This window comes from Amycolatopsis minnesotensis (assembly GCF_039529815.1).
Taxonomy (GTDB): domain Bacteria; phylum Actinomycetota; class Actinomycetes; order Mycobacteriales; family Pseudonocardiaceae; genus Amycolatopsis; species Amycolatopsis minnesotensis.
The window spans coordinates 161,347-182,326 of the sequence record NZ_BAAANN010000005.1; the positions used below are offsets into that span (position 1 = coordinate 161,347).

Annotated in this window: 20 protein-coding genes; 8 read left to right on the forward strand and 12 right to left on the reverse strand. The window is 69.7% G+C overall.

Annotated features, from left to right (window positions below):
- The first annotated feature begins 193 nt into the window (after positions 1-193).
- The gene (locus ABD256_RS08065; protein WP_344415182.1) at positions 194-622 is read left to right on the forward strand and encodes a DUF6292 family protein; all 429 of its coding nucleotides are present in this window, start codon (positions 194-196) and stop codon (positions 620-622) included.
- Positions 623-654: 32 nt separating this feature from the next.
- Here ABD256_RS08065 and ABD256_RS08070 read toward each other — a convergent pair whose 3' ends face one another.
- Positions 655-1,044 carry an MmpS family transport accessory protein gene (locus tag ABD256_RS08070; RefSeq protein ID WP_344415184.1) on the reverse strand — a complete coding sequence of 130 codons (390 nt, stop codon included), beginning with the start codon at positions 1,042-1,044 and terminating at the stop codon, positions 655-657.
- Between the two features lie 80 nt (positions 1,045-1,124).
- Between ABD256_RS08070 and ABD256_RS08075 the strand changes: the two genes are divergently transcribed.
- Positions 1,125-1,790, forward strand: coding sequence for a TetR/AcrR family transcriptional regulator (locus ABD256_RS08075; protein WP_344415186.1), 666 nt, complete (start codon positions 1,125-1,127; stop codon positions 1,788-1,790).
- 75 nt (positions 1,791-1,865) lie between these two features.
- On the opposite strand, the gene ABD256_RS08080 is transcribed toward ABD256_RS08075, so the two are convergent.
- Positions 1,866-3,251, reverse strand: coding sequence for a hypothetical protein (locus tag ABD256_RS08080; protein ID WP_344415188.1), 1,386 nt, complete (start codon positions 3,249-3,251; stop codon positions 1,866-1,868).
- 199 nt (positions 3,252-3,450) lie between these two features.
- Positions 3,451-8,022, reverse strand: coding sequence for a DUF7927 domain-containing protein (locus ABD256_RS08085; protein ID WP_344415190.1), 4,572 nt, complete (start codon positions 8,020-8,022; stop codon positions 3,451-3,453).
- A 381-nt stretch (positions 8,023-8,403) separates the two neighbouring features.
- Between ABD256_RS08085 and ABD256_RS08090 the strand changes: the two genes are divergently transcribed.
- Entirely contained in the window at positions 8,404-9,507 is a 1,104-nt protein-coding gene (locus ABD256_RS08090; RefSeq protein ID WP_344415192.1) for an FAD-dependent oxidoreductase, read from the forward strand.
- A gap of 8 nt (positions 9,508-9,515) precedes the next feature.
- Here the strand turns inward: ABD256_RS08090 and ABD256_RS08095 are convergent, their stop codons facing one another.
- A complete protein-coding gene (locus tag ABD256_RS08095; protein ID WP_344415194.1) occupies positions 9,516-10,835 on the reverse strand; it encodes an aspartate aminotransferase family protein in 1,320 nt (439 codons plus the stop codon).
- 124 nt (positions 10,836-10,959) lie between these two features.
- Here ABD256_RS08095 and ABD256_RS08100 point away from each other — a divergent pair, with 124 nt between their 5' ends.
- Positions 10,960-11,904: a GntR family transcriptional regulator gene (locus ABD256_RS08100; protein ID WP_344415196.1), complete on the forward strand. Its 945-nt coding sequence runs from the start codon at positions 10,960-10,962 to the stop codon at positions 11,902-11,904.
- A gap of 42 nt (positions 11,905-11,946) precedes the next feature.
- Here the strand turns inward: ABD256_RS08100 and ABD256_RS08105 are convergent, their stop codons facing one another.
- A complete protein-coding gene (locus ABD256_RS08105) occupies positions 11,947-12,318 on the reverse strand; it encodes a hypothetical protein (protein ID WP_344415198.1) in 372 nt (123 codons plus the stop codon).
- A gap of 62 nt (positions 12,319-12,380) precedes the next feature.
- Positions 12,381-13,082, reverse strand: a complete 702-nt coding sequence (locus ABD256_RS08110; RefSeq protein ID WP_344415201.1) for an SRPBCC family protein — start codon at positions 13,080-13,082, stop codon at positions 12,381-12,383.
- Between the two features lie 143 nt (positions 13,083-13,225).
- On the opposite strand from ABD256_RS08110, the gene ABD256_RS08115 reads away from it, so the two are divergent.
- On the forward strand, positions 13,226-13,873 hold the full coding sequence (locus ABD256_RS08115; protein WP_344415204.1) for a TetR/AcrR family transcriptional regulator: 648 nt from the start codon (positions 13,226-13,228) through the stop codon (positions 13,871-13,873).
- Between the two features lie 5 nt (positions 13,874-13,878).
- On the opposite strand, the gene ABD256_RS08120 is transcribed toward ABD256_RS08115, so the two are convergent.
- Positions 13,879-14,466 carry a TetR/AcrR family transcriptional regulator gene (locus ABD256_RS08120; RefSeq protein ID WP_344415206.1) on the reverse strand — a complete coding sequence of 196 codons (588 nt, stop codon included), beginning with the start codon at positions 14,464-14,466 and terminating at the stop codon, positions 13,879-13,881.
- 105 nt (positions 14,467-14,571) lie between these two features.
- Between ABD256_RS08120 and ABD256_RS08125 the strand changes: the two genes are divergently transcribed.
- Positions 14,572-15,540: a hypothetical protein gene (locus tag ABD256_RS08125; RefSeq protein ID WP_344415208.1), complete on the forward strand. Its 969-nt coding sequence runs from the start codon at positions 14,572-14,574 to the stop codon at positions 15,538-15,540.
- 135 nt (positions 15,541-15,675) lie between these two features.
- On the opposite strand, the gene ABD256_RS08130 is transcribed toward ABD256_RS08125, so the two are convergent.
- On the reverse strand, positions 15,676-16,365 hold the full coding sequence (locus tag ABD256_RS08130; RefSeq protein WP_344415210.1) for a haloacid dehalogenase type II: 690 nt from the start codon (positions 16,363-16,365) through the stop codon (positions 15,676-15,678).
- Between the two features lie 73 nt (positions 16,366-16,438).
- On the opposite strand from ABD256_RS08130, the gene ABD256_RS08135 reads away from it, so the two are divergent.
- Both ABD256_RS08135 and ABD256_RS08140 read left to right on the forward strand, forming a co-directional pair.
- Positions 16,439-17,047 (forward strand): CGNR zinc finger domain-containing protein, encoded by a 609-nt coding sequence (locus tag ABD256_RS08135; RefSeq protein ID WP_344415212.1) that lies wholly within the window; start codon positions 16,439-16,441, stop codon positions 17,045-17,047.
- A gap of 404 nt (positions 17,048-17,451) precedes the next feature.
- On the forward strand, positions 17,452-18,549 hold the full coding sequence (locus ABD256_RS08140; protein ID WP_344415214.1) for a S1 family peptidase: 1,098 nt from the start codon (positions 17,452-17,454) through the stop codon (positions 18,547-18,549).
- A 62-nt stretch (positions 18,550-18,611) separates the two neighbouring features.
- Here ABD256_RS08140 and ABD256_RS08145 read toward each other — a convergent pair whose 3' ends face one another.
- The 4 genes from ABD256_RS08145 to ABD256_RS08160 all read right to left on the reverse strand — a co-directional run bounded on the left by ABD256_RS08145 (position 18,612) and on the right by ABD256_RS08160 (position 20,935).
- A complete protein-coding gene (locus ABD256_RS08145) occupies positions 18,612-19,043 on the reverse strand; it encodes an STAS domain-containing protein (RefSeq protein ID WP_344415216.1) in 432 nt (143 codons plus the stop codon).
- 91 nt (positions 19,044-19,134) lie between these two features.
- Positions 19,135-19,575, reverse strand: a complete 441-nt coding sequence (locus ABD256_RS08150; RefSeq protein ID WP_344415219.1) for an HNH endonuclease signature motif containing protein — start codon at positions 19,573-19,575, stop codon at positions 19,135-19,137.
- Between the two features lie 26 nt (positions 19,576-19,601).
- On the reverse strand, positions 19,602-20,099 hold the full coding sequence (locus tag ABD256_RS08155; protein WP_344415221.1) for a DUF222 domain-containing protein: 498 nt from the start codon (positions 20,097-20,099) through the stop codon (positions 19,602-19,604).
- 455 nt (positions 20,100-20,554) lie between these two features.
- Positions 20,555-20,935, reverse strand: a complete 381-nt coding sequence (locus tag ABD256_RS08160; protein ID WP_344415224.1) for a winged helix-turn-helix transcriptional regulator — start codon at positions 20,933-20,935, stop codon at positions 20,555-20,557.
- Between the last annotated feature and the right edge of the window lie 45 nt (positions 20,936-20,980).

Below are 20,980 nucleotides of genomic sequence, written 5' to 3' on the forward strand. Positions count from 1 at the left end.
CGTCCGCCTGGCTCAAACAGCGCACCATCCCGTTGCACAACGCCGTTTGGTAACGCTGACATCCGGGTGACACGGAGTGTGGTCTGGACCACTTTCGGGTTTGGCGGTCGACCCGGCTGGGCATTCTGGCGGCGCGTCGCGGTCGCCGAAGACCGCCCTCCCGCCAGAATCCGTCGCGCCAGAACGGAGTGTCGTGCCCTTCACCGCCCGCCCGCAGATCGAGCCAGACCTCGAATTCTCCGTGCGACTTCGCGACTACGTCCACCGCGTCAGCGTCGCGATCGGCGTCGGCTGGGAATCCTGCGCCGTCGACACCAGTTCGCCTGCCACCGGGTACATCGCGGTGGACTGGCGGCTGCCCTGCCACGCCGACCGCGATGTCGCCGTGCTCTGGGACGAGACGCAGGGCTGGTCGGTGGCCATCGAGACGCACTCCGGCGAGGACTTCATCGTGGTCGCGCTTCTCGGCGGCTCCCTCGCACCGGAACCCGAAGCGGTGGCTGGCTTCCTGACCGAGGTCCGGGACGGCGTCGTCACCACGGCCGGGTCACCGGTCGTGCCGCTCCCCCGCACCGATCTCACCGCGCGGCTGGACCAGCACGCGACGGTGCCGAGCCACTGACGCCTCGACCGTCCTGAAAGGACACTCCGGGCTCAGGAGTCCGTGGTCCTGTCGCACTTCACGGCCTGGCCCGGCCCCGGCGCCGTGGCTTTGGCGAGCTCCTTCTTCCCGTCGAGGAGAACGCGGCAGCTCAGCACCGCCTTCCCGGCCGGGGTCGCGGTGACCATGGCGGCGCGGCCCGCGCTGACGACCACATCGAGCTTCCACGGCAGGCCGAGCGGCCCGGTCAGCCGGTGCCCGGACACCTCGTCCTGGTAGCGGTCATTGGATTCGTTGTAGGTCAGCTCCGTGACGGTCGCGCCGGGGGCGTCACCGCTCAGTTCATAGGTGATGGCCCAGGACTTCCCGCTCGGGTTCGAGCACGAGCACAGCCCGGCGACCGCCGCGACGCCGCAGGCCACACCCAGCAGACGGTTGATCATGCGCCGGATCCTATGACCTGGCGGCGAACCCCGCTCGTTGCGGCGAAAAGCGCAGGTGCGCGCCGTATGCTTGGCGATCGATGACGCAGGCACCCGATCACGACGCCGCCGGGCGGCCGCGGCTGAGCCAGGCCGTGGTGCTCTCCGAAGCCGTGGCACTGGCGGACCGCGAAGGTTTGGCAGCGGTGACGATCCGGCGGCTCGCCCAGGATCTCGGTGTCACGCCGATGGCGCTCTACTGGCACTTCCGCAACAAGAGCCTGCTCATGGCGGCACTGGGGGGCCGGATCATCGGCGAGGTGGACCTGGATGTCGACGACGGAGCCCACTGGAGCGCCCAGTTCCACACCGTGCTCCGCGCGCTGGTGACCACCCTGCGGAGGCATCCGTGGGCCGGTCCGCTGATCACCTCCAGTGCCTGCGAATCCCCCGGCTACCTCACCGCGCTGGAGAAGGTGCTGGCGATCCTGCGGGGCGCGGGTTTCTCCACCGAGGAGGCGACCGCCGTTTCCCGTCACGCCCTGAGCACCGCGATGAGCCTGGTCGCCGGCCAGCCGGGCCGCACTTCCCCGGACGGGACCGAGGAGGTCCGGCGGTACTACGAAACCCTTCCCCGCGAGCGGTACCCGCATATCGTCGAGGCCGCCGGGCCGCTGACCACCTGCGACGACCCGGATTCCCACTACGGCTTCGGCCTCGACCTCATGGTCGCGGGCGTGGTGGCGATGGCGGCCCGGAAGCGCTGACCCCGCCGCGGAGGTCGCGGGCGTGCGCCGGGATCTCACTGCCCGCGCCTCCCGGCGCCCGCGGAGCAGTGCTCCTCACTCCGGCACGGCCGCGAACTCGGCGGCGACCGCGGCGAAGATCCGCTCCGGCCGGTCCGGGTGGGCGAGGTCGATCGCGGCGTTGAGCGCGCCGTGGTCGTGGCCGAAGGCCCACGCGCCGCGCCGCTCGAAATCCGGGTCGGCGACCGTGCACCCGATCGTCTCCAGCTCGTCGAAGCCGACGTCCACGCCGAACTCGGCGGCCTCCCGGTGCTGGCTGAGCCGGAAGGTCAGCGTCGCCTCGGTCCTGCCGCGGAGCTGGGCGCCCACGTCGACCGCGCCCTGCCACGAATGCCCGTTGAGCCATTGCCGGGGCGGGTTTTCCGTGACGTCCTCGCTCCACACGACCGCGCCGTCGATCAGCACCTCCTTGAGGTAGCAACCGGCGCCCGGCGTGCCGTCGAGCCAGTCGGCGCGGTGCCAGAAGGACAGTTCGTGGCGGGGCGCGTCCGGGACCACGGTCATCCGCTGGCTGGCCCACGCGGTGCTGCCCACCGGGACCGGCGCGTACCGCGCGGCCGTGATGGACAGCCGCCCGACGCCGTAGAGCGCCCGGTTCTCGCTGGCGGGCGACGGGCTTCCGGCCACGGGGAGGCCGTAGGCGACCACTCCCCCGATCCCGCCCTCGGCACTGAGGCGGAGCCCGGTGCGCACGCACGCGCTGGCGTACTCCTCGCCGGGATCGCGCGCCGTGCCGAGGAACCGTCCACAGTAGACCAGCAGCAGCAGGCCGAGCCCCCTCGGCACGGTCAGCGCCGCGATGTCGGCGCAGCGCGCCGCGACCGCGTCGGCGTTTTCGGTGTTGTGGAACGGATCGTCCAGGTACGGGTAGATGATGCCGTCGATGAACGGCGCGTAGGTGTCGAGGAACGCCCCGTCCGTGGCCGCCTCGTAGTAGGCGCAGAGCCAGAATTCGAGGCCGGGGTTGATCGCCCGGTAGGTCTCGTGCATCTCGGCCACGTACCCGGGGGTGAACTTCTCGCGGTTGGCGCCGATGTGGAAGTCGTCGATTCCCCACCCGGTGAGGCACGGGTACTCGACGGACAGCTTGGCGATCTCCCGTGCCCACGCGACGTAGTCCTGCCGGTAAGGCTGCGAACAGCGGCCACCGGCGAAGCACTCCGAAGGCGGCACGACGTAGACCCACACGTCGATCCCGGCCGCGGTGGCCGCGGGCAGGAACTCCGTGCGCAGGTCGTCCCAGTCGGTCGGCGAGTTCCAGATGCCGTACAGGTAGGTGGTGACGTTCGCGGCGGTGAGCCGGGCGATCAGCCCCGGCGCGTCGATGTGCCGGTAGCCGTCCGCCCGCGGCGCGCGTTCGCGGACCTCACCACCGATCGTGTTCCCGCCGGCCATGGCCGCGCGGACGACTTTCCCCGGCATGCGCTCACCTCCGCCAGCCATCCTCCCGCCCGCACCGGTTTCACGCCAGCCAGCGGGGCGCCCGCCTGTTCATCCACTGTGGACATACAAGGCTTCGACGAGGCAAGGCGGTCCGCCCGTGCGCACAACACCCACTGGCTCGACCGGCCCCGCGTCGCCTCGGCGGTGCGGGGGCTGCTGGCCGCCTCCCGGCGAACGGTCACTTCCCGGAGGTTCGGCGTCGTGCGGCCACGACGAGCGCGAGACCGGCGAGCACCAGGAAGGCGGCGCCGAGGAGCAGTTCGGCGAGCGGGCTGCCGGTCGACGCCAGCGGTGGCGAAGCCGTCGGCTGGCCACCGGCCGTCGGCTGCGGCGGTGCGACCGGGGTGTCGGTGAGCGGGGTGTCGGTGGTGCAGCCCGGTTCGGTGCCGTCGACGCAGTTGGCGCCGGGTGTGGCCGAGACGACGACGTTGCGCAGGTGCCGCTCGCCGGTGAGACCGGGCTTGACCGTGATCGAGTAGGTGATGGTGGCCTGCTGGCGGGGGAGGAGCCGTCCCTGCCAGGTCAGCCGCGACCCGGTCCGGTCGATCGTGCCGCTGGTGGCCGCGGCGTCGTCGTCGTAGGTCGCGGCATCGAGCACGTCGGCCAGGTCGTCGGTGAAGGTGGCGTTCTCGTACGCGGCGGTACCGGTGTTGGTGACGGTGACCGTGTAGGTGATCTTCTCGCCCGGCTGGACGGTGGCAGGCGCCGCGTGCTTGGCGATGGCGAGCGAGCGCACCGGGGTTTCGGTGCCGCAGTCCGGATCGGCAGGCTCCTGCTCGGCGCGGAAGGTGCCCGGGGCGGGGCAGTTGGTGACGTCCGGGCTGGTGACGCGGTTGCCGAGGATCTGGTCGCCCCGCGGCGGGGTACCGACGGTGACCGAGTAGGTGAGCGTCATTTCGGCGCCGGCGGCGAGGTCACCGGTCCAGCGCAGGGACGGTGGCGCGTAGTCGATCGTGCCGCCGGTGGCCTTCGCGTCGTCGTTCCAGGTGGCGTCGTCGAGCACGCCGGACAGGTCGTCGGTGAAGCTCGCGTTCGGGTACGCCGCTTGGCCCGTGTTCCGCACGGTCACCGTGTACGTGACCTTTCCGCCAGGTGCAGCCGTTTCCGGGGCCGCGGTCTTGGTGATCAGCAGGTGGGGCTTGGGCAGCACGACCCGGCAGTCCGGATCGGCCGCTCCCGGCAAGCAGTTGGAACCCGGCGCGGTGACGACGTTCGCGAGCCGGTGGTCACCGGCGTTGGTGACGGTGACGGAGTAGGTGATGGTCGCCGTGGCGCCCTTGGCCAGCGCGCCGGTCCAGGTCAGGCGCGGTGCGGTGAAGGCGGCCGTCCCCGAGTCGGCGGCGGCGTCGTCGTTCCAGGTGGCATCGTCGAGTACCCCGGACAGGTCGTCGGTGAACGAGGCTCCGGGGTGATCCGCCGCGCCGACGTTCTCGACCTGGACCGTGTAGGTGACCCGGTCCCCCGCCTTGACGTCCTCCGGCGTGGCGCGCTTGGTGACCTTCAGCGCGGGCAGCGGTGTTTCCGTTCCGCAGCCGGGGTCGTTCCCACCCGGCCGGCAGTTGGTGTCGCCGGTTCCGGTGACCGCGTTCTTCAGCACTTTGTCGCCGCTGGGCGGATTTCCGACGGTGACGGTGTAGGTGATCGTCACCGCGGTGTCCGCCTCCACGTCACCGGTCCAGGTCAGAACCGGCTCGCGGTAGGAAAGCGCGCCGCCGGTCGCACTGGCGTCATCGTGGTATGCCGCATCGTCCAGGACACCGGAAAGGTCGTCGGTGACGCGCGCGCCGGTGTAGGTGGCGGTGCCGTCGTTGACCACCATGATGTGGTAGGTCACGGTGTCGCCCGGTTTCGGGTCGCCGGGGTAGGCGATCTTGCTGATGTGCAGCGCGGCGATCGGGGTGACCTGGTTGCAGTCCGGGCTGGTGCTGCCCGGCGGGCAGGTCGAACCGTCCGGTCCGGTGACCGCGTTGCGCAGTTCGTGGTCACCGCCGGGCGGCGAGCCGACGGTGACGGAATAGGTGATGGTGACCGTGGCACCGGCGGGCAGGTCGTGGACCCAGCTCAGTGCCGGGCGGCGGTACCGCACGGTGCCCGCGGTCGCCGAGGCGTCGTCGTTGTAGGTCGCGTCGTCCAGCGCGCCGGTCAGGTCGTCGTCGAACCGCGCGTCGCGGTAGGTGCCGGTGCCGGGGTTGTGCGCGGTCACCGTGTAGGTCACCTTTTCGCCCGGCTTGGCTGTCGCGGGCGACGCCGTCTTGGTCAGTTCCAGTGCGCCGACGCGGGTTTCGGTGATGCAGCCGGGATCGGTGCTGCCGGGCGGGCACGTCGAGCCGTCCGGGCCGACGACGGCGTTGCGCAGCCGCTTGTCCCCCGCGGGCGGGGTGCCGACGGTGACCGAGTACGTCACCGTCACCGTGGCGCCCTTCGCGACATCGCCAGTCCAGGTCAGCCGTTGCGCGCCGGCGTCGTAGGTGGCGGCGCCCGAAGTCGCGGCGGCATCGTCGTTGTAGCGCGCGTCGTCGAGCACGCCGGACAGGTCATCGGTGAAGGTCGCACCGGGATAGGCGGCCTCGCCGGGGTTTCGCACGGTCACGGTGTAGGTGACGCGATCGCCGGGTCCGACGTCGGTCTGGTCCGCGACCTTGCTGATCTCGAGCGCGGCGATCGGGGTCTCGGTCGAGCAGTCCGGATCGGAGCCGCCCGGCGCGCACGTCGAACCCTCCGGGCCGGTGACCGCGTTGCGCAGCCGGTGATCGCCGGTGGGCGGCGCGTGCACCTTGACCGTGTAGGTGATCGTCACGGTCCGCCCGGCGGGGACGTCGCCGGTCCACGTCAGCTTCTTCGTCGCGGGGTCGTACCGGGGCTGGGCAGGTGCGTCCGCTTTGGCGTCGTCGTTGTAGGTTGCGTCGTCGACGACCCCGGTGAGGTCGTCGGCGAGCGCGACCCCGGTGGCAGTGATCGCGCCGACGTTCTCGGCGGTGATCGTGTAGGTGACGGTGTCGCCCGGTTCGGCGGTGGCGGGTGCGGCGGACTTCCGGATCACCAGGCCGCTGACCGGTTCGTCCGTGCCGCACGCCGGGTCGGTGCTGCCCGGCTCGCAGTTCGATCCGTCCGGTCCCACCACGCGGTTGACGAGGCGCCTGTCCCCGGCGGGCGGGGTGTGCACGGTCACCGTGTAGGTGATGGTGACCGTGGCGCCCTTGGCCACGTCACCGGTCCAGGAAAGCCGGTTGGCCGCGGCGTCGTAGGCGGTGGTGCCCGCGGTCGCGGTCGCGTCGCCGTTGTAGCGCGCGTCGTCGGCGACGCCGGACAGGTCGTCGGTGAACGTCGCCGCGGTCCAGTCCGCTTCGCCGTCGTTGGTCACGGTGATCGTGTAGGTGACGGTGTCGCCGGGGCCCGGATTGTCCGGCGTGCCGTGTTTGGCGATCTTCAACGAGGCAACCGGAACCTCTGACGAGCACGCCGGGTCGGTCGATCCCTCGGCGCAGTTGCTCTCCGGCACGGTGACCGTGTTCTTCAGCCTCTTGTCCCCGCCGGGAGGCGTGCCCACGGTGACCGAATAGGTCATGGTGACCGTGGCACCGGGCGCGATGTCACCGGTCCAGGTCAGCTTTTTCAAAGCAGGGTCGTAGCTCGGCTGGGTAGGCGTGTCGGTCTTGGCGTCGTCGTTGTAACGCGCGTCGTCGACGACGCCGGTGAGATCGTCGGTGATCGTGGCGCCGGGTGCCGGGCCGTCGCCCTCGTTCCGGACGGTCACCGTGTACCGCACGGTGTCGCCCGGTTTCGCGGTCCGCGTGCTCGCGGTCTTGCGCGCGACCAGGTGCGAGGTCAGGTTCGGCGCGATCGAGCAGCTTGCCAGGTCGGTGATCGCCCACGAGCCACCGGACTCGGACTTGACCCGGCCCACCTGGTTGTTCTGGGCGTTGCCCCCTGGCACCTGGACCGATGCGCCGGTCCGGGGGTCCACTTTGTACAGTGCGCCGCCGTAGTGGCCGAGGTAGATCGAGCCGTGGAAGTAGGCCATCCCGTAGTTGTTGAAGCCGTTGGCGGAACCGGGCCCGGTCACGCGGACCGCGCGGGTCGTGGTGCCGGTGGCCGGGTCCAGCCGGTAGACGTAGGTCGATCCGCCGTAGGTGATGCCGTAGTAGGCGCCGCCGTCGGAGTCGACGAACAGGTCCGGCACCAGCGACCCGCCGGCGAACACCGGGTCGTTCGCCGGTTCCGGCTTCAGGTTCGCGCCCCTCGTCCACACCGTGGTGGCACCGGTCGCCAGGTTCATCCCGAACAGCTTCGGCGCGCCGCCGTTCTGCGCCCCGTAGAGCATCCCCGTGTTCGGGTCGGCGGCAAGACCACCCCAGTTCACCCCCGGCGGGAGGTTCCGCCCCTCCCCGCCCGCGATCTGGTCGGTCGCCGTGCCGGTCCCGGACACGTGCTTGTAGAGCTTGAGATTCCCCGTGGTGTAACTGGAGTAGAAGGCGGCCACCGCGCCGGTGTCCGGATCCCTGCCCAGCGCGCTATTGGTCGACCAGTAATCCGGCGGCCCGCTGCCCTGCCGTTTGCTGATCACCGTGTTCTCGATGCGCGCATCCCCTGCGGCGTCATTTCCGAACTGCATTCCGGACCGGATGTTGCTGTAGTAGAGATGGTCGCAGTCGAAAACCGACGGGCTTTGCTCGCCCTCCACCGGCCACGACGCCGCCGTGGCTGAGCCGGTTCCGGTCACCGCCAGCGCGGACGCCGCGACGGCGACCACGAGCGCATGGACCAGGAATCGGCTGCGGGGAAATCGCGCACGACGGCGATCCGCGTTCACCACGACGGAATCGACCAGTTTGACGCCATGGGGACATGCAACCAATCCCGATTACGGACAACAACTCGAACCGATCCGCGCCGGTGAAGTTCACCCTCCCGAGGTATGACCACCGGGAATGGCCGCCGTCACCGATTCCGGATGGGCCCCTGCCGCCCCGAAAGGTGACCTTGGGGCGGCTATGTCCCCGAAGGGCGCCTCCAGGGCATGCGGAAGCCGTCCCGCGAGCCAGGCAAGATCATCCGGTGCCGTACCGTGGCGGGGTAAGGACTTCCGCCGATACGGAAGCCAGTGGATGCCGAACGGGGTGGGGGCGAAGCGATGGTGCGCAACGCAATCGTGGTCGGCGGCGGGATCGCCGGGCATGCCGCCGCGCTCGCGCTGCTGCGGGCGGGGATCGCGGTCACCGTGCTGGAGCAGCGCCCCGACGAGAGCGGTCTTGGCTCGTTCCTGCGGCTGAACCCCAACGGCATGGACGCGGTGGCCGCGCTCGACCTGCTCGATCGCGTGACCGAGGTGTCGTTCCCCGTGCACCACGTCGAGCGGCTGGAGCTGGACGGCGAAGTGCTCGTGCGGCGCCCGCTCGCCGATCCGGTGCCCGGCCGCGGTCTCGGCGCCCGCTTCATCACCTGGGCCGATCTGGCGGGCGCCCTGCGTGACGAAGCCGCGCGCCGGGGCGCCATCGTCCGCCACGAGGCGCGCGTCGTCGACGCCGTCGCCACCGACGACGGTGTGCGGGCGCTGCTGGCCGACGGCGGCGGAGTCGATGCCGACGTGCTGATCGGCGCCGACGGTATGCGCTCCGCCATCCGCACCGTCATCGATCCCGCCGCCCCGGCACCGGAGTACCGCGGCTCCCGCACCGTCTACGGGTACGCGCCCGCCGCGGACGTTCCCCCGGCGCCCGCACAGCTGCGGAGCTACCGCGGCCCCGCGCACTGGCTCGCCCAGCTCGACGATCCGGACACCGGCGAGATCTGGTTCTTCACCAGCGTCAAGACACCGGAGCCGCTCCCCTCCCCCGGCCCCACGACCGACCAGTGGCGCGCCGACCTGCTCCGGAACTGGGACCACGACGACATTCCCGCGCGCATCATCCGGGCGGCCACCCGGATCAGGGCGTCGGACGACCACGCGCTGCACCACCTGCCGCACTGGCACACCGACCGCATGGTCGTCATCGGCGACGCCGCCCACGCCGCGCCGCCGGGCTCGGAACAGGGCGGCTGCCTCGCGCTCGAAGACGCGGTCGTGCTCGGGCAGTGCCTCCGCGATCTCGACCTGCCGTCCGCGCTGAGCCGGTTCGAGCAGGAACGCCGCGAACGGGTCGAAAAGATCCTCGCCATGGCCACCGGCCGCGCGGAGATCGGCGATCCCCGCTGGACGCACGAGCACCACCTCACCTGGGACCAGCCGATCCGGTGAGGGCTTCCCTACGCGGGTGAAAAAGCGGCCGAGGACAGCACTTCGGACAACGCCGCTTCGAGCCGGTCGACGCCGTCGTGGAGATCCGCGGGCTCGATCGTCAGCGGCGGCGCGATGCGGAAGATCCCGCCCATCCCCGGTAGCTGCACGATGTTCATGTGCAGCCCGCGGTCGAGGCAGGCGGCGGTCACCGCGCGGCCGAGCCCGTCGGCCGGTGTCCTGCTCGCCTTGTCCACCACCAGTTCGATTCCCTGCAGCAGGCCGCGTCCCCGCACGTCACCCACCACCTCGAAGCGGTCGCGGAGTCCCAGCAACCGGTCGCGCAGCTCCTTCCCCAGCACCCGCGCCCGGTGCACCAGGCCGTCGCGCGCCAGTACGTCCAGCACGGTCAGCGCCACCGAAGCCGCGAGCGGATCCGAGACGTGCGTGGTGTAGAAGAGGAAATCGCGCTCGTGGCACACCCGCTCGATCTCCGTCGAGGTCAGCACCGCGGCGACCGGCAGGCCCGCGCCGAGCGTCTTCGACAGGGTCAGCAGGTCCGGGACCACGCCGTCGCGTTCGAACGCGTACATGGTTCCGGTGCGGCCAAGGCCGGTCTGCGCCTCGTCCACGATCAGCAGCATTCCCCGCGCCGCGCACAGGTCCCGCAGCCGCGCGAGGTAGCCCTCGGGCAGTTCGACGATCCCGCCGGAGGACAGGATCGGTTCGACGACGCACGCGGCGAGGCTGCCCGACGACTGGGCGTCGATGAGCCCGAACCCGTAGTCGAGTTCGGTTTCCCAGTCGTAGGAACCGTCCGCGTGCCGGAACGGTGACCGGTAGGCGTTGGGCGTCGGCAGGGTGAAGTTCCCCGGCGCCGGGGGCCCGTAGCCACGGCGTCCCGCGGAGAACGTGGCCGCCGCCGCGCCGGAGGTCATCCCGTGCCACGAGCGGTCGAAGGCCACGATCTCGTAGTTCCCGGTGTACAGCTTCGCCATCTTGATCGCGGCTTCGTTCGCCTCGGCACCGGTGCTCAGCAACAGCATCCGGCTCAGCGGCGCGGGAAGCGACTCGGCGAGCCGCTCGGCGAGCTCGACCACGGGACGGCTCAGCATCCCGGAATAGAGGTGGTCGAGGGTGCCCGCGGCTTCGGCGACCGCGCGGACGACGTCGGGGTGCGCATGTCCGAGCAGCGCGCTCATCTGCCCGGACGTGAAGTCCAGGATCGCCCGTCCCTCGGCGTCGTACACGTACGACCCGGCGGCGCGCTCGATGATGCGCGGCGTGAAGGCACCCCCGTACCTGACCAGGTGGTTCGTCGCGGACCGCCAGAAGCCCTGTTCGTCCATCTCCGCTCCCGTCTCAGCACCGTAGGCCAAATCGACCCGAGTTAGACCTAGTGAACTAGGTTCAATGCTCATGGGTCAACCAGGCTCATCTACAGTGGGGCCGCAGGCGAGCGAAGGAGAGCCGGTGAACAGCGACATCCAGGTGAGCCGCCATTCCGACGCGCCCCTCTACCGCCAGATCGTCACCCAGCTCTCGTTCATGATCGAGAACGGCGATCTCGAACCGGGCCAGACCCTGCCCAGCGCCCGGCTGCTGGCCGACAACCTGCACCTCAACCGCAACACCGTGGCCCGCGCCTACGCGGAACTGAGCGAACTCGGCCTGGTCGAAAGCCGCGGCCGTGGCGGGACGACCGTGGTGGGGCCCGGCCAGGAGCGGGAGAGTTCCCCGGCACGCGACCGGGCCAGGGAAGTACTGGAAGCGGCGACGCGGGAGTGCATCGCGCTCGGCCTGTCCGCCGCCGAAATCCAGTCGCTGGTGACGGGCCTCGCCCTGCGCGCGGAGGATGACGTTCTCAGGGTTTCGTTCGTGGAGTGCAACGAGGACCGCGCGAAGTACTTCGCCTGCGAACTCGAAGGACATCTCGGACTCAGGGTGAAACCGCTCGTGCTCGGCGAATTCGGCACCGAGGACGAACAAGCGGATCTCGTGCTCACCACGTTCTTCCACCTCGCCGAGGTCCGGGGCCGGTGGCGGCGGCCGGAGACCGAGGTGGTCGCGATCGTGGTGGCGCCCCACGTGCAGACCCTGGTGAAGATCGCTTCGGTGCCCAAGCGCAGGACCGTCGGCATCTGGTACTCCACGGAGGACCAGGCGGTCAGCATCCGGGATTCGCTGACCCAGTCCGGAATCACCAACATCGAGATCCTCGACGGCGTCGAAGACGCGGACCTCGAAGGCATCGACCTCGTGGTGATCCCGAGCGAACTGCCCGAACTGAAGGGCCGCCTCCGAGGACGCGTGGACGTCATCGAATTCGGCAACGTGCTGGACGCCGCGTCGATCCGGATGGTGACCGAGGTCGTCGGCGACATGCAGGCCGCCAAGCGAAGCGGCACCCGCGCCTGAGCCCGGCCTGGCAGCGCTGCCTGGCCGGGCACGGGAGGCGGGTCAGCGGCTCCTGGTGCGGCGCAAGACGTGGTAGGCGATGGCGACCGCGGCGGCGGTGATGCTGACGGCCGCGGCGAAGACCGGGTGCATGTCCTTCGACAGGCTCGGCGCGCGATCGGGTCCGATCGCCCAGAGCGCCAGCGGGGTGGCGTAGGCCGCGGTGAGCGCGACGGCCCACCAGCGAAGCGCGCGGAGGCGGGCATCGCGCAGGGTCCCGATCAGCACGAGCGCGACCGGGATGCTGGCGACCATCGCGAACTGGCCGATGACGAGGACCGGAACGGCCCAGGCCGAGATGAGGACGGACCGCGAACCGGGGCGGGCATCGGCGGTGGCGCCGTCGGGGTCGCGGCGAAGCGTGGTGGCGGTCATTTCCTGCTCCTCGATATCGTGCTTCTGCTTGCGGGTAAGGGTTTTCAGCCAGATGCGAACGGTCACCGGTGGTGGCACGGGTCGGTTTCGGCGGCGGCCTTGAGATCGGTCAGCCACGCTTCGAGGCCCGCGCCGAGGTAGCGGGTGGCGGTGGGCACGTCGCCTTCGACCTGCGCGCCGGTCCAGGTTTCCTCGGTGCGCACGAGCACACCGCCCCCGACCTTGGTGAAGTTCCAGACGTGCACACCGTTGTCGATGCGCAGCCCCTCCCCGATCGCGGGCCCGCTCCAGCGGATGCACTTGCCGTGCTGGATCTGGTGGACGGTGGAAGTGATGCTCAGCGTGGTGTCGGGGGTCGTCTCGGTGGGCGGCGCCGGCGTGGTCCAGCGGAACCGCGAGCCGCTCCGGAGCGGGCCGGGGTCGAGGCGCTTCATGCTCTTGACCGGCGCCTGCCACGAAGGCCAGCGCCGCACGTCGGTCTGCAGCCGCCAGATGGTGTCCAGCGGAGCCTTGATGACGGCCTCGGTCCGGTAGCGGATCTTGGCGGCGGGATCGACGCTTTCCCCTCGGCAGGTCAGCGGGGCCGTCGCGTTCTGACCAGGCGCCGCGGGCGTGGCCGCCTGAGCCGGTGTGACGGTGCCGCCGAGGATTCCGGCGGCAAGCGGGATCGCGAGCAGAGCGGCGCGCGCCGCGCGGCGGGAGGTGTGCGCGGCGCCGGTCCCGGTGTGCGACTTCGGCGAAGCGGTGGGGTGGATGCCGAACATGGCTGCTCTCCTCGTTTCGATGACTGATTCCGCGAGCTGTTAGCTGCGCTCGCTGTAATTAGAGGCTATAACACTTCGCTGTGAGCGTCAATAGTGAAAGTGATAGCCTCTAACTAGCTCTTGAGGATGTCGCGGAGGCGAGGATGACCATGACCGAAGGCACGAGCCCGCGCGAGCGCTACCGGGTGCGGGTGCGCGCGGAGATCAAGCAGCACGCGTGGGAGCAGATGGCCACGACGGGCATGTCCGCACTGTCCCTCAACGCGATCGCCAAGCAGGTGGGCATGAGCGGCCCCGCGCTGTACCGGTACTTCGCCAGCCGCGACGAGTTGATCACCGAGCTCGTCCGGGACGCCTACCGAAGCCTCGCCGACACCGTCCGAGCGGCCCGCGAAACCGATGCCGACGTGGCTGGGCTCGCCCGAGCCATGCGGAAATGGGCCTTGACTGACCCCCACCGGTACTTCCTCATCTACGGCACGCCCATCCCCGGCTACCACGCGCCAGGCGAGACCACGGAGATCTCGTTCGAAATCATGAGCGTGCTGATCGACGCCCACGCCGCGCTGTCACGCGCCAAACCGGCGACACCGTTCGATGCCCACCTCGATGCCCACCGGCACTGGGCAGGCGACCACCCGGCGTCCTCCGCGACCCTGCACCGCGCCCTGTCCTTCTGGGTACGGATCCACGGCGTCCTCTCGCTCGAACTCGCCGGTCACTTCACCGGGATGGGTTTCGATCCCGCGCTGTTCTTCGACGACGAGGTGCGCGGACTGCTCGAGAACTGACCCGGTCACTCCGGCCACAGCGCGCGGACGGCGCCGGGAAAACCGGACACCGCACGCGGGCCGCGCAGGGCGAGGTTGAGCAGGAACCCGGGGAGGACCGACAGGATCACCGCGGCGAGCTGGTCGGCGGAGGCCCCGCCCCACTGCCCCGCTTCCTGGCGTTCGCGGACGAGGCTGGCGATGTCGGCGCTCATGGCGGCGATGGTCTCTTCGAGCCGCGCGGCCAGCGCGGGGTTGCGGAGGGACTCCGACCAGACCATCAGCGCCACCGCGGCGAGCTGGTGATCGGCGTGCCGGGCGGCGACCGCCTCCAGCAGTTCGGCCACCACCGGCCCGAGACCGCGCCCGGCACCCGAAGCGGCCGCGGCCCGCAGCACGCCACCCACGTCGTCGAGGTTCTGCGTGGCGGTGGCCACGATCATGTCGTCCTTGCTGGGGAAGTACCGGTAGACCGCGCCGGCGGACTTGCCCGCTTCGGTGAACACGTCCTGCATCGACGTCTGGTGAAACCCGTTGCGGACGAAGCACCGCCGCGCCGCCGCCAGGATCTGGGCGCGCTGGTCGTCCTTGTACTGCTGGCTCACCCGCGGCATGGTTCCGCCTTCCTCGCGCCCGGCGCATCGGGTTGACAGGCCGTCGCCGCGCAGCCTACCTTACAAAAAAGCGGACGTCCGTTCTCTTTAAAAACGAAGGGGCCCATGCCGAACACCGCACTCGCGCTGACGACGGTCGCGCGCTTTCCCGAGCACTACTTCCTGGAGAACCTCGCCGTCCGCGGCGACGGTTCGGTCCTGGTCACCGCCCTGCTGCACAAGCAGCTGTGGTGCGTCCCCGACCCCCGGCCGGACGCGGCGACCGGCCCGGTACTCGTGTGCACCTTCGACCACCTCGTCACGGGCATCGCCGAAGTCGAGCCGGACGTGTTCGTCATCAACCTCAGCGACGCCTACACCACGCACGAATCGCACCTGGCGCGGCTGGACCTCACCGGCTGGGCCCCTGGCGACCCGGTCTCACCGGAGATCGTCTTCACCTTCGACGACCGGGCCCGCGGGCTCAACGGCAGTTGCCTGCTCGGTCCCGGGGTGCTGCTCGTCGCCGACTGCTTCGCCGGGTTCCTCTGGCGCGTAGACCTCGCCGAGGGCGCCCGCGGTGCCACCGCCAGGATCTGGCTTGCCCACGAAACGATGGAGATGGACCCCGGCAGCGATGTCCCGCCGCCACCTCAACCCGGCGTCAACGGCATCCGCTACGGCGCCCGCACCGGCTACCTCTGGTACACCTCGACCGCGCAGCAGGTCTTCATGCGCGTCCCGGTCGACCCCGCCACGTTCGACCCCGCCGGCGCCCCGGAACTCGTCGCCACCATCGACAACGCCGACGACTTCTGCATCGACGAGGACACCGGATTCGCTTACGTGACAAGGCATCGGGCCAACACGGTCGACCGCGTCCCGCTCGCACCCGGGCACGACGAGCCGCGCCACCTCGCGGGCGACCCGTTCGATCCCGCCCTCACCGGTCCCTCCAGCGCCGCGTGGGGCCGCGGCCCCGGCGACCACGGCCGGGTCGCCTACGTGACCACCGACGGCGGAACCACCGCGCCTCCCGACGGGATCGTGCGCGAAGCCGCGCTCCTGCGCGCCGAACTGCGAACCGAGTCCTGAATGGACTGAGCCACCCGGCCGCCACCGGAGGTCAGCGCCGACGGCCACCGAGGGCGACGTGGTGATCAGCAGTACTGGGGTTCCTCCTCGCCCACCTCGCCGCGCGGGCAGTTCGGCGCACGCCACGGCTGAGGTTCACGGCCCGGCCGGCGCGTCGAGCTGGTCGGCCAGGTCGGCGAGGTCATCGGCGTAGTGGTCGAACCGGTCCGAGGACGTCGGCGGGTCGCCGACCGGCCGGGCGACGTAGGCGGTGCGCAGGCCGAGGTTCTGCGCACCCCGCAGGTCCCAGGCGTGGGCGGCGACCATCAGGAGCCGCTCCGGCGGCACCCCGGACACCGTGACAGCGAGTTCGTACACGACCGCGGCGGGCTTGTAGGCCCGCACGTCCTCGGCCGAGAGCGCCTGGTGCCAGCGCAGACCCGCGTGGGCGTTGAGCCCCAGCAGTGCCCTCCGGCTGGCATTGGACAGCCCGATCAGCGGGAAGCGCGCGGCGAGACGAGCGAGGCCGGGCACGCTGTCGGGCCAGGCGGGCGGACGCCTGCCCGACAGCGCGAGCGCGGCGGGATCGCCGATTCCGGCGGCGTCGGCGACGAGCCGGGCGGCTTCGCGATCGAGCACGTCACTGACGACATAGGCGCGGCCGCCGTCGAGAATGCGCTGCTGCTCGCCGTCGACGTGCCGGTGCCACAGCCGCACCAGCTCCTCGACGGCGGGATCGGCGAGCGACGGCGCGAGGCCGTGGATCCCGGCACGGATACCGGCGGATTCGTCGACGAGCGTGCCGAGCACGTCGAACACCACGGCGTCGATCCCGGAGGCGGGCATGGGCGAGGTCTCCCGATATTGGGTAAGGGCTAAACTGGTGGTTAGCCGAAGAGTAGCGGGAGGTCGGTAAGGGATGCAAGTTGCGTTAGACGATTACGTCTGGGCCGCGGGCGTCGCGACCGAACTGGTCAACACCGCCGCCGAGGTCTGGCACGGCGAAGACCACCTGCCCGACCTGACCGCCCTCGTCGCGTTCGTCGAGCTGCACGACCACGACGACCGCGGCGGACTGCCCGGTCTCGCGCGCCGCGCCCGTCCCGCCGACCTGCGAGCGGTCCGCGCGCTGCGCGGCACGGTGCGCGATCTGATCGATCACCCCGGCCGCGACCACCTCGTCACCGGGGCGAGCGCGCTCACCTCCCCCGCCGGTGGCGCCACACTCGTTCCCGACCCCGCGCACGAACACCGCACCCGCTGGGCCATCCCGCTCCGCCCCGAAGCCACCGTCTTCGACGCGCTCTCCCTGGTCTGCGGCGTCGGCGTCCTCGGTGTCGTGCACACCCTCGGCGAAGGACGATTCCGCGCCTGCGGCGCACCCACCTGCCACGGCGCGTTCATCGACACCACCCGGCCCGGCCGTCGCCGGTACTGCATGCCGGGCCTGTGCGGGAACCGCACCAACGTCGCCAACCACCGCGCCCGCCAAGCCGCGGCACGCGAACCGGACGGTGCGACCGGATAACCGAAGTCGCGGAAATTACTTCCGCACTGCATTGCGAATCGGGTCAGATCAAACCCAAGCCTGACCCAATTGAAACCGCACCCCCGGCCGCTGCGCTCATCGGGTTTTACTTCTACCCGACCAGGTGACATTCAGGATTGGCGCAAAAGCAAGGATTCCGGCCGCGGGCACGGCTGTTTTCCCGGGCAAGATTGGGACAAAAGAGGAGAGAAAAGAAGATCGTTTCACTCGTACGAGTGATACATAGGGACGGCCATGGCGAATTGACGTGGCATTCGAGGGAGTAGCTGGCCCTCTAACAGCTCTATCGAGCGGAAGATCATCTCGATAGCGTCGATCGACGAGCGTGCACCTCAATTCTCCTGATCTTTCCCGTTCTCTTCCCTGCTCTCTTGGAGGCTCTTGTGAGTCGATTCCCTCTTCGCACCGTCGTCGCGTTGTCCGGGGCGGCGGTCGCCGCGGCCGCCTTCGCGACACCGGCCGCCGCCGCGCCGAAGTTGTCCGAGTCGTCCGGCCCGGCGTCGCTGGCCGCCGCGCAGGCGTCGTTCAGCGCTTCACTCGGTGGGAGTTTCGCCGATTCCTGGCTGGATCAGACGACCGGCGAATTCGTCGTCGGTACCACCGATGCCGCCCGAGCGGCGCAGATCCGCGCCGGCGGCGGGGTGCCGAAAGTGGTGCGGCACAACGCGGCCGAGCTGAAGAACATCAAGTCCACATTGGACCGGAGGGGCGCCGTCGTGCCTTCCTCCGTCGTCGGGTGGTACGTCGACGCGCCCGCCAACGAAGTGGTGGTCGACGTGCTGCACAACGATGCCGCGGGGCTGGCCTGGGTCAGGGCCGCCGGTGTCGCCCCGCTGCGCGTCCAGCCGGTCGCCGAGGCACCGCGCCCGTTGTGGGACGTGATCGGCGGCCAGGAGCTGTACTTCAGCGCGGGTCGTTGTTCGGTGGGCTTCAACGCGTACAACGATGACGACGTCCACTTCGTGATCACCGCCGGGCACTGCACGGAACTCGGCGGCACGGTCAGCGGTACCGGCGGGACGATCGGCAAGGTCGCGAAGTCCTCGTTCCCCGACAACGACTACGGCACCATCAAGGTGACCAAGGACGACGTTTCGACCCCGCCGCGCGTCGACCGGTACGACGACGGTTCGGACGTGCGGATCGAAGGCACCGACGTGGTCGGCGTCGGCGGCAAGATCTGCCGGTCCGGTTCCACCACCGGCTGGCACTGCGGCAAGGTGGGCGCGCTCGACCAGACCGTGAACTACGGCAACGGCAACATCGTGCACGGTCTGACCCAGACCAACGCCTGCGCCGAGCCGGGCGACTCCGGCGGCTCGTTCGTCAGCAGGCCGTCGTCGGGATCGGGCACGAAGCTGGTGCAGGCGCAGGGCATGACCTCGGGCGGCTCCGGTAACTGCGACGACGGCGGCACCACCTACTTCCAGCCCGTCAAGGAGGTGCTCAACCGCTACGACCTGACCCTCGAAACCGACTGACACCCTGGCGACGAGGTGCGCCCACCGCCGCGGTGGGCGCACCTCGGTCACGGCCGACGCTTTCAGGGGGCCGTGTTCACCCAGTCCGTTTTCGCGGCCTCCACCGATTCGTGGATGTCGAATTCGCGGTCGAGGCCGACGAGCGCGAGCGACCGCTGCACCGGCGTCGGTAGCGCGCACAGCCGGAGCAGCACGCCGTTGCCCTGCGCCTGCTCTCGCGCCCGAAGCAGGCTCGCCATCCCCGCACTCGCCAGGAACCCGACACCGCTCATGTCGAGCAGCACGAGCTTCGGCTTCGGCGGGCGGAACGCCGCATCGACCGATGCATCCAGCTTCGGCGTGGTCGACAGGTCGATCTCACCCGACAGGGCGATCTCCGCGACCGCATCCGTGGCAGGCTTGGCCACGATTCGCAACAGTTCGTGATGCGCGTGCGACGCCATCGACAGTCCCCTTCCGCTCGCCTTGATCATGAAGCGGAAGGTGGTCAGCACGATCACCCCACCGCTTCGCGGTCGGCTGCTGACTGAACCGACGCCTAGATTAACGAGGTCTCGGAAACGTCACAACCCTCCCCCGGCAAGATCACGAACGAGGCACCCCGTCCAAGTCACTGACCGATAACGGCCTGGTCACACGGGTCGGGAATCCGGCGGGCGGGGGTTCGTCGGCGTAGCTGCGGCCGTTGGGCGCGGTGACGGTGAGTGCGCCGGTTTCGCTGTCGGTGGCGAAGGTCCAGCCGGGTTCGCCGCGCAGCACGTGGTGGACCCGGCACAGCGGCCGGAGATTCGCTTTGTCGGTTCGGCCGCCGTCTTTCCAGGCGGTGGCGTGGTCGAGGTCGGTGTACTGGGCGGGCCGGGTGCAGCCGGGCATGCTGCAGGTCCGGTGGGTGACGTGGAGGTACTTCCGCATGGCGCTCGGCGGCCGGTAGTTTTTGCGGCCGAGGTCGACGGGGAGGCCGGTCATGGGTTCGTCGATGATCCGGTTCCAGACCGAGTCGGCGTCGAACGCGATCGCCCGCGCCATCTCGGGTGAGATGTCACCACACCCCGTCAGCTCGCCCGGATTGTCCCGCAGTCCCAGCAGGGTTGGCAGGTCGATGTGCAGTCACAGGCGGCGTAGAGCGCCTGCGCTTGGTCGGAAGGCAGTTCGGCGAACAGGGTGGACGATCCGTGATCCCCATGCCGGATCTCCAACCGGCGCGCCGCCACTTTCTCCTGACGCCGCCGCTCATACCCTTCAGGGTCGACCCGCATCAGCAGCGAGTTGACCAACCTCCGCAGTGCGGGCGGATTCCGATTCTCGAACCTCCCCGCCAACAACGAGTCAACCTCAGCAGCCACCCCCTCGGACACACACGCGGTCGCCTCGAATACCCGCGAGGCCGCATACTCATTGATGAGCCCAGCCTCCATCGCGGCCAGCGTGCACGGCAGGTATGAGGTCAACGCGACAGCGAGCGCCACCTTCCGCTCCGCCGCGGCCTGCGTCAAATTCGACAGCAACGCGATCTCCCCGGCCACCGATCTTCGCGAGGACACCCGCACCATCTGAGAAATAGTGCGCAACGCACAACCAGCAAAACAAATCCCGGAACCCAATCGGGTACACAAATATCACAGGCCGCCACAACGGGACCACAACGACACGGAAGCCAAACAACAACCGGGACCGACAATGCGTCGGGAACGGCACATCGAGGCGACCAAAGAGATCCGTTCCGTGGGGAACTGTCACCGAGCCGCCAAACACGCGAACCTCAGAAGTTTAACCCACAGACACAAGTGGGTACTCAAAGTTGGACGAAAGGATCCCCATGCCAGAACCACGACCAGACGACACCGAAACCCCCGCAGACGAGCTACTCGACGCCTCACGACGGCACGTCAAGGAGGCGAAGGACGTAGCCGAGACCCGTGAATGGCGACTCGGCGCAGAGCAACCGGCACTCGCCGAGGACGCACCCCAAGACGAACACGGAGACCGTTGAGCACCCGCCCACAGGTCAGTCACCGAACGAACCATCGAAGCGCAAGCGCGCCTTTTCGATATCCGGCATATGCGCAGTAGCCCATTCGAGGAGAACGTCGACCGGGTGCCGAAGCGTCTTTCCCAGTGACGTGATCCGGTACTCGACCGCGACCGGCCGGGAACTGAGCAGCACGCGTTCGATGATGCCGTTGCGCTCAAGCCGTCGAAGCGTGGCGGTGAGCGATTTCTGGGTCACCGCGGGGATCGCCCGGCGGAGGTCGTTGAACCGGCACGGCCGCTCGCAGAGTTCGTTGAGGACCTGCAGCGACCACTTGTCGAGAACCTGATCGAGCAACTCCCGATGGGGTGCGCTGATCGCGAGTCCGGCTGGGGAGCCGTGGGAAGTATCCGGCATGGTACCTAGTCTCGTTGAAGTGTCCTGGATGTACCAGGTATCAAG